Consider the following 12,532-nt stretch of genomic DNA (forward strand, 5'->3'; position numbering starts at 1 on the left):
CCCTTCTCAGCCGCGCGGGATGGAGGATCGGAAGGTCCAGGAGCCCGAGCCGACCCGGAAGACCGCGTCGTCCCCGTCGATCCGCGTGAGCCGGGCGCCGGTGGGCAGCGCGTAGTGTCCACGGGCGTCGCGGAACAGCGGCACGTGCACCTCGGCCGTGCTGCCCGGCGGAACCGTCACGGCCAGCCGGTACTCGCGGTCCGACTTCGTCCACGCCGTGCTGATGCGGCCGTGAGTGCTCTCATAGCTGCCGGCCGCGGACTTCAGGTCACCGACCACCGCCGGGTCGATCACCAGGTCCCGGAAGCCGGTCGAGCCCGTGGCCTGGCCGATCCCGGTCAGCCGGGTGGTGAGCCACCCGTCCATCGCGCCGAGCATGAAGTGGTCCTGCGACTGGCCGCTGCCGCCGTCCCAGGTTTCGCCGAGCGCGGTCAGCCCCGCCTGAACCTGGTGGCCCAGGCTGGGACTGGTGGTCTGCGTGGCGATCCGGTACACGACGTCGTCGCGGCCGGCCTGCGAGAGCACCCGCAGCACGGACGGGAAGGAGATCTCTCCCATCACCAGGTGCCAGCCGGCGGCCTCGATGGTGTCCACCAGGTGCTGGGTCTGACCGGCCCGCAGCGCGGCAGGCACCGCGCCCATGTCGAGCGCGAGGGCGGTCGCGCCCTGACCGCCGCCACCGAACAGGCCGGTCGCGGTGTCGTAGTACTTCGCCCACACGGCCTTGGCCATCGCGTCGGCTTGAGCGCGGTAGGTCGCGGCGTCGGTGCTGTGGCCGAGCGCCGTCGCGACCTGCGCGAGCCCGTCCGCGACCGCCCAGACGCCGAAGGTGCCGACGATCGGGCGCGGCATCGCCGGTGACTCGGTGGTGATCCAGTCGCCGAGGCCGTAGTCGTACACGCCATCGACCCACCGAGCGGACTGACCTTGCAGGTAGCCGAGGTAACTCTGCATCGCGGGGTAGTACTGCGCGAGCGGTTCCTTGTCGCCGTAGGTCTGGTAGGCCTTGAGCGGCACCTGGACCAGTGCGCCGCCCCAGTTCGGGTCGTCGCGGTAGGCACCGGCGAGCGTCACGTAGTCGGGCACGGTGCTGGGCACCAGGCCGCTCGCCTCCTGCCCGTCGGCCATGTCCTGAACGATCTTGCCGAGGTAGGCCTCGACGTCGTAGTTGCGGGCGATTGTGTCGAAGGCGAGATGGTCCTGCTCCAGCCAGCCGAGCTTCTCGCGGCTCGGGCAGTCGGTGAGGATGCTCTGCATGTTGTTCTCGAGGGCGGCCCGCGTGAGCCGGTGGATGCCGTCGAGGGTCGCGTTCGAGGAGTCGAAGTCGCCGGCGGAGCTGTTGTCCGCCATCACGCGCAGGCCGGTGACCGAGAGCTTCGCGTCGTCCGGCACGCCGACCACCTCGAGGTAGCGGAAGCCGTGGTAGGTGAAGTCGGGGTGCCAGGTCTGTTGGCCGCCCTTGCTCGTGAAGCTGTCCCAGATCGGCGCGCCGACGTTGCTGATGGACTGGTCCACCTGCCCGTCGCGCAACGCTTCGGCCGGGTAAACCCGCACGCTGGTGCCCGCCGGCGCGGTGAGCGTCACCTGAGGCAGGCCGGCGATGTTGCGGCCGACGTCGTAGACGCGCACGCCGGGTGCCGGGCGCGAGATCTCCTTGCCGGGCAGCTGTTCCACCACGCGGACGGGTTCGCTCTGGCGGGCGGTCAGTTTCGCCGTGCTCGTCGCGGGCACCACCGGGGACCAGCCCCCGCGGTCGGCGCCGGGCTTGTCCCAGCCGGGAATCTCACGGCGGGCGTCGTAGTCCTCGCCGCCGTACCAGTACGACGCGGTGGTGGCGCCGAGCGTGGTGCGCCAGCTGGAGTCGGTGCCGATCCGCTGCACGGTGCCGTCGGCCATGGTGACCTCCAGCTGCGCGATCACCTGCGGGTCGCTCACGGTGCGCGCGAACTTCCGGTAGCGGCCGGAGGTGTGGAGCGAGTCCGCAGTGCCGTTGCCGACCGTGATGCCGACCGTGTTCGCGCCGTCGCGCACCTGCTTCGTGACGTCGTAGGCGGCGTAGGTGACGCGATCGGCGTAGTCGCTGTTGCCGGGCTCCAGCACGGCGTCACCGACGCGGGCGCCGTTGAGGCTGGGCACGTAGACCCCGAGGCCGCTGACGTACAGCCGGGCGCTGGTGACGCGGCCGTGCACGGAAAAGTCCGTGGCGAACACCGGTAACGCGGGCGGCAGCCAGGTGGCGGGCGTGGGCTGGTTCGTCACGGATTTGGCGACGGTGAACGGCCCGGCCGTGTCGGTGGCGGTCTGCACGGTGTAGTCGACCGGGAAGTTCGGCGTCTTGCCGTCGGCGGTGAGGGTGTCCGTGCGCGGGTACAGCACGACCTGGTCGAAGGTGTGCGCGGCACCGAGGTCGACGGTGAGCCAGACGTCCGCGTCCGCACTGGTGTGCGCCGCGCTCTGGTACCCGGCGTTCCCGGCATCCTCGGGGTTGGACGTGGTGAGGCCGTCGGCGATCAGGCCGGGCTCCCACTCCTTGCGCACGGTCTCGGTCTCCGACGCGGTGACGTACTTCTGGCGTCCGTCGGCGAAGTTCACGCCCGGGTCCGCCGAGTCGCGCACCTGGAGCTCGGCCAGCTGCAGCCGGTAGGTCAGGTCGGGGAAGCGACGGGTGGTGCCGGTGGTGACCATGCGGTTCTGGCTGTCCAGCGGCTGTTCGGCGAGCGGCAGGCCGAGCTTCGTGACGTCGAGCTTCACGTACCGGGCAGTCTGCGCCGGAAGGGTGACGACCACCGGCTGCGTGGGCTTGGTACTGAGCTTCCACTGGCTGTTCGCCACCCAGCCGGCGGACCAGTCACTCTGTTTCGTGAGGCCGGTTTCGAACCAGGTGGGGGTGCTCCACGCCGACGGCGTGCGGCCGGACCAGACGCGGACCCGCCAGTAGACGCGCTGGCGGCTGCCGAGGGCTCGCCCGGCGTAGTCGAGTTCGGTCGTGGAGCCGGCGACGCGGCCGGTGTCCCAGAGGTCGGGGTGGGCCAATCTCGCTTCCGAGGTGGCGGCCTGGACCTCGTACGAGGTCTGGTCCCGGACGACGGTCTGCCAGCTCAGCGCCGGTGCGGTGTCGTCCGTCCCCAGTGGACGGTCGAGGTGGTTCGAACGGAGATCGGTGGCAGTGAAGTGCCGGCTCGCGGCGGCGTCGGCGGGCACGGCGGCGCCGGCCATGGCAAGGGAGGCCAGGGAAGCGAGGGTGAGGAGACGGCGGGAACCGAGCATACGGCGGGATCTGTGGCGCACAGCAGCTCCTGAGGACGGCCGGCGGTGAGCGGCCTGGATTCGACGATGAATCGTTTCAATTCGAGGAAGACTCGAGGATTTTCGACAGGGAGACAAGGAAAGTGTCCTGACTCGGACGGGACGGTGCCGACCAGAGGAAAGCCGCCCTGGAACCAGGGTGCTACTACGAGATCGGGGTGCTACTGCTCGCGCGGCCTTACCGCGTCTCGACGGGCGCGCCCACGTTCACCTTGTCGTGCCCTGCCTTGCGATGCCCGACTCACTTCGCCTGGTTCGACCTGCTCGCTCGAGCTCACCTCGCGGGCGCTCCGCAACGGGCACGCGACCCCACCCCTGCCGCATCATCGCGACCTCCGAGTTGAAAGGTTTCATAAGCCGTGGGCGCTGACGCTACTATGTCTTTGAAGGCGGAGTCAATGACCAGCAATCCCTGAGACGAAGCGATACTTCCAGCCCCGAAGCTTCTCTTGTTACGTTTTAACCCCATGGTTTCCACCGTGCTCGGCAGACCGGACCGCGCATCAGTCCTGGGGAACGGCCGCGAAGGCCGAGGCGGCGACGCCCGAGCTGCGGTTCGTGCGCGCCGTGCCCGGCCCGGCGCTTGGCCGGGCACGACAAGGTGCCCGGGATGCACGACGATCGCAACCCGCCCGCCATCGACTTGGCCCCGGACGGTGAGGACACCGCCGAACACCCGGCCCTGTCACTTTTCCTCTGCGGCAGCGCCGATCTCCTCGCGCGCGATGCCGCCCAGCCCGACCGGCGGCACCAGCAGCACGTGGCGGGCATCCTGATCACGCCGCCGGCCTCGCGGCCGGTGTGCGCGTTCGGGCTTCACGCAAGGCGGCCTGCGCCGGTCTCCTCCCCCACTGCCGCGGACCAGCCCGGCAGCGACCCTCGCCGCGCGGAGGACGTCCCCCTCCGACGGTCAGCGCGAGCTGGGCGGCGTGGCCGGCACCTGGTGCAACGTCAGGTTCTGCCCGACGGACGGGTCGGCCGTCCACGCACCCGACTCGGCCGTCCAGGCTTGGCCGGCGAAGGTGACCTTGTCGACGCCCACCGTGGCGGCGCGGGCGACCAGCCAGGTGCTGATCGCCCAGCCCTGGGCGGCCGGGTGGGCGCCGCTGAGGCGGGCCGTGCCCAGCTCGGCGCTGGCGGTCTTCACGAGGTCGGCGGTGGCGGGGCCGACGGTGATGTTGCGGCAGGTCAGCGCGGCCGGGATCTGGCCGGTCAGCGCGCTCGCCGCGGCGCGCGCGACGGGTTCCCACTGGGCGTAGGCGTTGGGTGCGGCGGAGCGCTGCACCGCCTGCGCCGCCTCGGTGATGGGCATCGACTCCCAGCCCGAGAGCTTGGCCAACTTCTCGTAGAACGCCGTGGCCGCGTAGACCGGGTCCTGCAGCTGCGCCGGTGTGCCCCAGCCCTGGCTCGGGCGCTGCTGGAACAGGCCGACCGAGTCGCGGTCACCGCCGCTGAGGTTGCGCAGCTTCGACTCCTGCAACGCGGTGGCCAGCGCGACCGTGACGGCGTGCGACGGCAGCCCCTCCTTCGAGGCCACCGCCGCGATCGTCGCCGCGTTGCTCATCTGCTCGGGCTGCAGCGTGTACTGCGTCGGATCCTGCTGACCCGGCTCCTGCGGCAAAGTGACCGTGCACCCGGGTGTCGCGACGCTGCCCCGCGACAGCACCACCACCACGACGACCACGGCCACGAGGACCACGACGACCGCAGCGATCGCCGCCTTGACCCCGCACCCGCGCACCCGTCCTCCCCCACCCTTCGCCGAGACCTGTTCGGACAATTCTGCCCGGAGGACCGGTAGGGCCCGTGTGTGGGTGAAGGAGGACGGGCCGGGATCACTTGCCGTCGGCGGCACCCAGGAAGATCGGGTTGGACATGGCGACCATCGCGTTCGGTGTGGTGGTGTTCGGGCCGCCCGACGGACGCCGCACCTCGACGCGCACCCACCGGCTGTAGCGCGGGTAGGTGGTCCACGTCACGGTGGCGGTGCCGCCGGCGGGCACCGTCTCGACGTGCTCGGGGCCGAGCTGGTCGAGGAACGTGACGGTGGTGCCCGGCGCGCCGGTCACCGTCGCGCTCGCCGTGACCGCGGTGCCGGTGCCGGCCGTGAGCCGCTCGCCGATGCCCGCGCTGCGCCCGCCTCCGGACACGCCGAACTCCAGGTTCACGTCTTTCGACTCGGCCAGCCACGTCTGGCCCGCCTTGAGGCCGGCCAGCAGGTCGGCGCGGCGGAGGCTGTTCGCCTTCACCACGGTGTGCGGCAGGGCCACGATCTGGTCCGGGTTGTGCGCGTCGGAGTCGCCGATCGCGGGGATCCAGCGGCCGCCGCGCAGCAGGCCGTCCCAGTGCGTGACGCTGGCCTCGTCGTCGGCCGTCCAGGGCCCGTTCCAGACCTCGACGAGGTCGGCGATCTCGTAGGCGAACTCGTACGTGCAGCCGAAGCAGTTCGCGAACGGGTGCGCCGCGGTGACCAGGCCGCCCGCGCGGTGCACCTGGTCGGTGAAGTGCCGGAAGTCCGCCGCGTCGGACGCGCGGTAGCGCCAGTCGATCCACGTGCCGGCGGGCAGGCCGATCGCGGGCCAGTGGCCCGAGCGCGTCGTGACCTCTTCGCCGTTGAGGATCAGCAGGTCGTCGGTGGCGTAGTCGCCCCAGATCAGCTGCGAGCTCTTGGTGTTGTGGTCGGTGGAGACGATGAAGTCGAGCCCGGCCGCGCGGGCGTCGGCGACGAGCTGGTCCGGCGTGCGCCTGCCGTCGGAGTGGACGGTGTGCAGGTGGCAGTCGCCGCGGTACCAGGACTTGCCGCGCTGGCGCGCCGGAGCCGTCTCCGGCGCGGGGTTCGGCTTGAACGGCTTGTCGTCCGCGCCGAACGTCAGCGTGATGTCCACGCGGTAGTTCATGCCCTGCGGCGCCACGGTGTACGGGCCGAGGATCACGTGCCAGCGGCCCTGCTTGATCGGGCCGGCAACGTAACCGGGCGTGGCGTCGGAAGCGCTGATCGAGAAGCGGTCGCGGAACCCGCCGGACCAGCCGCGGAAGCCGCGGGTGTTGCCGAGGTCGTGGCCCTCGGGGCCGAACATGCCGATGTCACAGGCGTTTCCGCGCACGCCGGCGGGCACGGTCGGCCGGTCGTAGGAGTAGACGACATCGATCTGCTTGACCCCGCGGGGCACGTCGACGGGCAGGTAGTACCAGTCCGGCACGTCGGGCTTGAACGTGCCCGTGACCGTCTTGGTCTGCTGCGCCGTGCCCGGGGCGGGAGCCGCGAACGCGACGCCGGGCAGCATGCCCATCGCCGCTCCGGCCGCCACGACACCACTCACACGCAACAAGTTACGCCGGCTGAGATCCCCAGTGGACATGCGTTCCTCCGCATAGGTCGAAGACGGCACGACGCTAGGCGAGGCCGTGCGCCGCCATCAACGACGCGCGGGTGAACACTCGGCGACCCGGGCTATTCGTCCGTTCCCGCGGGGAAAACACTGGCCAGCCAAGTGGTCCAGGCCACTTCCGGGTCCGCCGGGCCGCCGAAGACGTGGGCCCCGACGGCGACCGGCCAGCCCCACGCGTCGCGGCCGTAGACGCGGTAGAGCGCGCCGGACGTCCGGATGCCGAGGAAGCGGTCGGTGCGGTAGTCGACGACGCCGTCGATCCGCGTCGGTCCCGCGGCCACGACCCGGTCGCCGACAGCCGCGTCACCCACGCCGAGCGCGTCGCACACCGCCGCGAACCCGCCGTCGGCCGAGGACTCCGGCGCGCCTGCCGACACGTACGTCGCGTCGCGGCCCGCGAAGTGGCGGACGTACTCGGTGAGCGAGTGGTAGTAGAACTTCGTGTGGTGCAGGCACGAGTCGAGCTGCACGTCGTGGTCCTCGCCGAGCACCGAGCGGTGCCGGTAGCGCAGCAGCGAGCCGGCGCCGCGGGGCTCGAGGTCGTAGTCGAGCTGGTTGAACCACCCGTCGGCGGAGTCGGCGCGCGTCACGAACCGCCGCGCCGGGTCCCACTCGACGACAGTGCCGCCGGTCGGCGTCAGGCCGCGCTCGGCCCCGCCGGGGCGCGGCTCGTAGGCGATCTCCCACAGCCAGCCGCCGGTGTGCGCGGTGAACGCGTCCCACACCTGCTCCGGCGTCCCCGCCAGCACGCCTTCCCACCGGACGTCGATCTCCGTGCCCATGTCGTCTCCTTCGCTCGGAGGGGACGCTCGGTGCGCCCCTTCACGGACGCGTCGGAGGGGGCGGGCGCGCTTCGACAAATCGGCGGGAAATTTCCTCAGGCGGGTTTGCGCGGCCCCCGGTACGGCAGCGTCTGGCTGTAGACGACGTTCGTGGTCGTGCTGCCGAACCGAGCCAGCTCCCCCATGAGCTGCTCGAGATGCGCCATGGACGTGGCGGCGACCTTGAGCGTGTAGCAGTCGTCGCCGGTCGTGCGCAGGCACTCGAGCAGCTCGGCGCGGTCGGCCAGCAGCCGGTGCAGCGGCTCGTGGCGGTTGCCGGGGAACTTCAGCCGCACCACGGCCAGCACGCCGAACCCGACCTTGCCGAGGTCGACCTCGGCGCGGTAGCCGGTGATCACGCCGAGCGCCTCGAGCCGCCGCACCCGTTCGGTGGCCGCCGAGGCGCTGAGGCTCACGCGTTTGCCCAGCTCGGTGAGCGCGAGCCGGCCGTCCTGCTGCAGCTCGGCGAGAATCGCCCAGTCGGTGTCGTCGAGAGTCTCGGCCATTCCCGCAATCTACCGGCAGATCCACGGCCATCGGGCCGATATGCCGGACGGATTCCCTTCACCGGTCGGGTCCGCGCCGATAGCGTTGGTGGCGTGCGACTCGGTGTGAACATCCCGAACTTCGGCCCCGGCGCCGACCCCGGTGTGCTGCGCGCGTGGGCGCAGACCGGCGAAGGGCTCGGCTACGACCTGCTGATGGTGTCCGACCACGTCGCCATCACGCCCGACGTCGCGGCCCAGTACCCCGCGCCGTTCTACGAGCCGTTCACGACGTTGTCGTGGCTGGCGGGCGCGACGGCGAACGTGCGGCTGGGCACCACCGTGCTGATCCTCCCCTACCGGCACCCGCTGCTCACCGCGCGCATGGTCGCGAACCTGGCGGATCTCAGCGGCGGCCGGTTCGTGCTCGGCGTGGGCGTCGGCTGGGCGCGCGAGGAGTACGCGGCGCTCGGCGTGCCGTTCGAACGTCGCGGCGCGCTGACCGACGCGCACCTGGCGACCATCCGCGCCGCGTGGGCCGACGAGGACGACTACCGCGCCGGCCGGGTGCCCCTGTGGATCGGCGGTGGCAGTGACGCCGCCCTGCGCCGTTCGGTGCGCTTCGGCGACGCGTGGCACCCGCTGCGCTTCCGGCTGCCGTGGGTGCGCGACGCGCTCGGCCGGCTGCGGGACCTCGCCGGCGCCGAGGGCAGACCGGTGCCCGGGTTCGCGCCGCGGATCGTCCTGCGGCTCACCGACGCGCCGCCTGCCGACCGGCTCGCGGGCGAGGGCACGCTGGAGCAGGTCGTGGGCGATCTGGAGGAACTTCGGCGACTCGGCGCCGAAGACGTGGTGTTCGACCCGTTCTCGGGCGACCCTGAAGAGACCCGGCGGCCCTCGGCGGCCTGGCGGGCGCTCGCGGCCGTCGCGGACGCCTGGAAGCAGCACTCCCGCGAAAGGGGACCACGATGACCGAGGCCCTGCTCCGCCATGCGATCGAGCTTGCTGCCACGGCGCGGGCCAGTGGGAATCCGCCGTTCGGCTCGCTGCTCGCCACCGCCGACGGCAAGGTGCTCGTCGAGGAGTGGAACACGTCGCTCACGGACCGGGACATCACCGCGCACCCCGAGCTGAAGCTCGCGCGCTGGGCCGCGCGCGAGCTCAGCCCCGAGGCGGCCGCGCTGACGACGATGTACACGAGCTGCCAGCCGTGCGGGATGTGCACGGGCGCCATCGAACGATCAGGACTCGGCCGGGTGGTCTTCGCGCTGTCCACGCAGCAGCTGGCCACCCTCAAACCGCCCGCGCCCGGCGCGAGTTTCGAACTGCAGGGCCCCGCGTTGTTCGACGAAGCCCGCCTGCCCGTGGACGGTTATTACCGCTGAATTGCAATTGCAGGGCGACTCGGCGAATATCAGCCGCGGGTGGTGATCAATTCTCTTTCTTCGGCTCCCCGGCCGACTTCCCGGCGCACGGGAACACAGGCCAGGAGCAGGGAAACAGCCACGACGCCCAGGAGCACGTGGCCGGCGAGGGCACACAATCCGCACAATGCGGTCCATAGGACGATCTTCATTCACCGAGTGTAGGGCCCGGCCCACAATGCAGCGGAAAACTTGGGGAAGACTTAGGGTTCCCATTCGGGTACGCCCGAGAACGTGGGTAAGCCTCAATTTCTCGATAGGGCGCGGGTGCGGGAAGATCACCTCGTGCCCGCTCCCGGAACCAGTGCCCTCGTCGTCGAGCTCCCCGCCGCGGCCGGCCTGCTCGAGGCCGCCGTCGCGGTCAGCCCCACGCTCGTGCGGCCCGGCCTGCCCCCGCACGTCACGGCGCTCTACCCGTTCCTGCGCGCCACCAAGCTCACGGACGAGGTCGACGCCGCCGTGACCGCGCTGGCGGCCGCCCACGAGGCGATGGACGTCGCACTGGGCGAGGTGGTGGTCGCGCCCGGGTTCGTCGCCGCGGCGGCCCCGGCGCTGCAGCCGCTCGCCGACGCCGTGTGCGACCGCTGGCCTGGCGTCGAGCCGTACGGCGGCCGCTTCGGCCCGCGCCCGCCGGCCCACCTCACGGTCGCGATGGGCGGCAGCGACGAGCAGAACACCGAGGTGACGCGGCGCGTGGAGCAGCTCCTGCCGGTGACCGCTCGCGCCGAGGCGCTGCACCTGGTCGTGCTCACCGCACAGGGCTGGCAGCTCCGGCTGACCGCTCCGCTCGCAGCGCCCGCGCGATAGCCCGCAGCCGCGCCACGTCGGCGGCGAACGCGGTGTCGCCCTCGACGTCGCCCGCCGGACCCGCCACGGCGTCGCCGCCGCCCTCACGCAGCAGGTCGGCCGCCACCTCGGGCGGAGCCGACGGTGGGATGCCGGCGAGCAGCAGGCCGTCGTTGATCTCGCTCAGCACCGTCAGCAGCCGCTCGCGCCCGGTCGCGCCCGCGCGGCCGAGGCGCACGACGTCGGGGAACCGCTCGGCGAGGTGCTCGCGCAGCAGGCGCAGCTCGGCCCGCGTCCGCGCGTCGCGCACCGCGCGCCCGGCCGCGGGGATCGCCGGCACGGTCAGGCCGACCACGATGAGCAGCACCGAGATCGCCGGGAAGCCCACGGCCAGCGCGCAGTCGACCGTCGAGAACGCGCCCCGGCAGACCACCGCGACCGGGTGCTCGGCGGTCACGTCGGCGACGAGATCGACGATCTTGCCCGCGAGGTAGGCCAGCGCGAACACGCACGCCACGAGCATCAGCCCGAGTCCGGCCCGCAACGCGCCGGCGCCCGCGCGGACCGCGCCCGCCGACACGATCGCGATGTCCACCACCGCGAACCCGAGGTAGAGCGTGTAGACCACGATGTAGGCGACCAGCGTCGGATTGGTCCGGTACAGCTCGTCGAACAGGCCGATGCCCACCGGCAGGCCGCGGGTCGAGAAGAACGCCACCACGAGCACGACCAGCGCGACCACGAGCGCGGCGAGCCGGCTGCGGCGCCGTTTCCCTGCCACACCACCGATCTCGGCGACGGTGACCTCGATGCCGTACGCGGCCACCATCGTCGCGAGGTTCGACAGCAGCCGCCCGAGGCTCGGGTAGATCCGGCTTTCGATCGCCTGCGCGCTGTCGGCCAGCAAGAACAACGCGAGACCGAGTGCGATCAGGCTCGTGGCCAGCCCGGCGCCCGCGCCGGTGCGCCGCGCCCGCACGGCGCGCCAGATCCCGGCGGCCACGGCGACGAGCCCGACCCCGAAGAACAGCGCGTCGATCATCCGGCCGCTACCCGAGCAGCGACGCGAGCCGCCGCGCGCGATCGGCCGAGCGCCCGGACGCACCCGGCCTGAGCGGTTCGTCCTCGGCCGTCGCCGCGCTCATCAGCAGCACGGCGATGAGCTCGGCCTCGTACTCGTCGACGTCGGTCGTCACGCGTGTGAGCAGGTGCGACAGCGTGTGGGCGCTGAGGTCGGGCGCCAGCGTCACGGCCTCGGCGTCGGACATCACGCAGGACCCGCGGTGCTCGCACAGCAGGTGTGCGAGCTCGTGGGCGATGATGTGGTCCTGGTGCAACGGCGAGGTGCCGGCGGTGTAGGCGATGAGGTCGTAGTCCGCGCGCCGCTGCCAGGCGCCCGAGGGCCGGCCCGGCTCGTACTCGACCGCCACCAGGTCGATGTCGCGACCACGGCCGCGTTCCAGCTCGTCGACCCACGCGTTCATCGACCACGGGCGAGGCGGCGGCACGTCGCGCAGCAGCTCACGCACTCGGGTGCGAGCGCGTGCCCTCAGGCTCGGGTCGATGACCCCTCCCGGTGCGCTCGGCGGCTGGACCAGCCGGGAGCACCGCGGCGCCCCGGCGATGATCAGCATAGCTACTCGGGTTTGCGCCCGCGGCGGGAGCGCTCGCGCCCGGCGTCGTAGCTGTTGAGCTGGTCCACGAGCGCCGACACGGTGTCGCGGTCGCGTTCGGAGAGGCGCATCGCGCGCTGCGCGAGGTCGCGGGCGCCGGTGTCGCGCCACGCGACGACGTCGGCGATCTGCCCGTCGACGCGCTCGGCCACGGCGTCGTCGAAGAAGTAGGTGACGGGCACGCCGAAGAACCGCGCCAGCGCCTGGATGTGCGAGCGCTTCGGGTCGCGCCGCGCCCCGACGGCGAGCTGCTGCACGTGGGTGGCCGACATGCTCACCCCGGTGAGCTCGGCGACCCCCTGCGCGATCTCGCGGTAGGAGTAGGGCTTGCGGTCCGGCGGGTGCACCGTCGAGATCAAGTGCGCGAGCCGTTCGGCGAAGCTGGTCTCCTCGTCGGGACCGCTCGCCGCGTCCCCGGTGTCCGGCGTCCCGGTCATCAGTCCCCCAACCGTCCTCCGCTCGTGACGACCTGAAGCATAGCTGTCACGAAAACTTGACATCAACCGTCCTGTCAACGCTACACTCCGACGCACGGGATGTCGCGAAAACGAGACGGGCGTCCGTGTGTGGTCACTGGGGGTGGCCACACGCGGACGCCAGGAGCGGGCGGACCTACCGGACATCCGGGACCGATCGGCCCGGGCGCGC

13 protein-coding genes are annotated in these 12,532 nt (G+C 71.9%); 3 read left to right on the forward strand and 10 right to left on the reverse strand.

Annotation, left to right across the window (positions count from 1 at the left end; translation table 11 throughout):
* Nucleotides 1-6: 6 nt before the first annotated feature.
* From AB0H62_RS18230 to AB0H62_RS18255, 6 genes are all read right to left on the reverse strand, one after another.
* Nucleotides 7-3,288, reverse strand: coding sequence for a family 78 glycoside hydrolase catalytic domain (locus tag AB0H62_RS18230; protein ID WP_360587014.1), 3,282 nt, complete (start codon nucleotides 3,286-3,288; stop codon nucleotides 7-9).
* Nucleotides 3,289-3,991: 703 nt separating this feature from the next.
* Nucleotides 3,992-4,126, reverse strand: coding sequence for a hypothetical protein (locus tag AB0H62_RS18235; RefSeq protein ID WP_360587016.1), 135 nt, complete (start codon nucleotides 4,124-4,126; stop codon nucleotides 3,992-3,994).
* 90 nt (nucleotides 4,127-4,216) lie between these two features.
* The gene (locus AB0H62_RS18240) at nucleotides 4,217-5,047 is read right to left on the reverse strand and encodes a hypothetical protein (RefSeq protein ID WP_220241862.1); all 831 of its coding nucleotides are present in this window, start codon (nucleotides 5,045-5,047) and stop codon (nucleotides 4,217-4,219) included.
* Nucleotides 5,048-5,141: 94 nt separating this feature from the next.
* A complete protein-coding gene (locus AB0H62_RS18245) occupies nucleotides 5,142-6,665 on the reverse strand; it encodes a CehA/McbA family metallohydrolase (protein ID WP_360587018.1) in 1,524 nt (507 codons plus the stop codon).
* A 92-nt stretch (nucleotides 6,666-6,757) separates the two neighbouring features.
* Nucleotides 6,758-7,477, reverse strand: a complete 720-nt coding sequence (locus tag AB0H62_RS18250) for an SRPBCC domain-containing protein (RefSeq protein WP_220241864.1) — start codon at nucleotides 7,475-7,477, stop codon at nucleotides 6,758-6,760.
* A gap of 95 nt (nucleotides 7,478-7,572) precedes the next feature.
* The gene (locus AB0H62_RS18255; protein ID WP_220241865.1) at nucleotides 7,573-8,022 is read right to left on the reverse strand and encodes an Lrp/AsnC family transcriptional regulator; all 450 of its coding nucleotides are present in this window, start codon (nucleotides 8,020-8,022) and stop codon (nucleotides 7,573-7,575) included.
* 93 nt (nucleotides 8,023-8,115) lie between these two features.
* On the opposite strand from AB0H62_RS18255, the gene AB0H62_RS18260 reads away from it, so the two are divergent.
* Entirely contained in the window at nucleotides 8,116-8,973 is an 858-nt protein-coding gene (locus AB0H62_RS18260; protein WP_220241866.1) for an LLM class flavin-dependent oxidoreductase, read from the forward strand.
* Nucleotides 8,970-9,386 (forward strand): nucleoside deaminase, encoded by a 417-nt coding sequence (locus AB0H62_RS18265; protein ID WP_220241867.1) that lies wholly within the window; start codon nucleotides 8,970-8,972, stop codon nucleotides 9,384-9,386. The genes AB0H62_RS18260 and AB0H62_RS18265 overlap by 4 nt, the downstream gene beginning before the upstream one ends.
* A 29-nt stretch (nucleotides 9,387-9,415) precedes the next feature.
* Here the strand turns inward: AB0H62_RS18265 and AB0H62_RS18270 are convergent, their stop codons facing one another.
* On the reverse strand, nucleotides 9,416-9,577 hold the full coding sequence (locus AB0H62_RS18270; protein WP_220241868.1) for a hypothetical protein: 162 nt from the start codon (nucleotides 9,575-9,577) through the stop codon (nucleotides 9,416-9,418).
* Nucleotides 9,578-9,710: 133 nt separating this feature from the next.
* Here AB0H62_RS18270 and AB0H62_RS18275 point away from each other — a divergent pair, with 133 nt between their 5' ends.
* A complete protein-coding gene (locus AB0H62_RS18275) occupies nucleotides 9,711-10,232 on the forward strand; it encodes a 2'-5' RNA ligase family protein (protein ID WP_360587022.1) in 522 nt (173 codons plus the stop codon).
* Here the strand turns inward: AB0H62_RS18275 and AB0H62_RS18280 are convergent.
* From AB0H62_RS18280 to AB0H62_RS18290, 3 genes are read right to left on the reverse strand one after another with little or no spacing between them, the layout of a single operon-like run.
* Nucleotides 10,174-11,253: a hypothetical protein gene (locus AB0H62_RS18280; RefSeq protein WP_360587024.1), complete on the reverse strand. Its 1,080-nt coding sequence runs from the start codon at nucleotides 11,251-11,253 to the stop codon at nucleotides 10,174-10,176. The genes AB0H62_RS18275 and AB0H62_RS18280 overlap by 59 nt on opposite strands.
* 7 nt (nucleotides 11,254-11,260) lie before the next feature.
* The gene (locus AB0H62_RS18285) at nucleotides 11,261-11,845 is read right to left on the reverse strand and encodes a hypothetical protein (protein WP_220241871.1); all 585 of its coding nucleotides are present in this window, start codon (nucleotides 11,843-11,845) and stop codon (nucleotides 11,261-11,263) included.
* Between the two features lie 2 nt (nucleotides 11,846-11,847).
* Nucleotides 11,848-12,321: a helix-turn-helix transcriptional regulator gene (locus tag AB0H62_RS18290; protein WP_360587025.1), complete on the reverse strand. Its 474-nt coding sequence runs from the start codon at nucleotides 12,319-12,321 to the stop codon at nucleotides 11,848-11,850.
* Nucleotides 12,322-12,532: the final 211 nt, after the last annotated feature.

It is taken from the genome of Amycolatopsis sp. NPDC050768 (genome assembly GCF_040654155.1).
Classification (GTDB): domain Bacteria; phylum Actinomycetota; class Actinomycetes; order Mycobacteriales; family Pseudonocardiaceae; genus Amycolatopsis.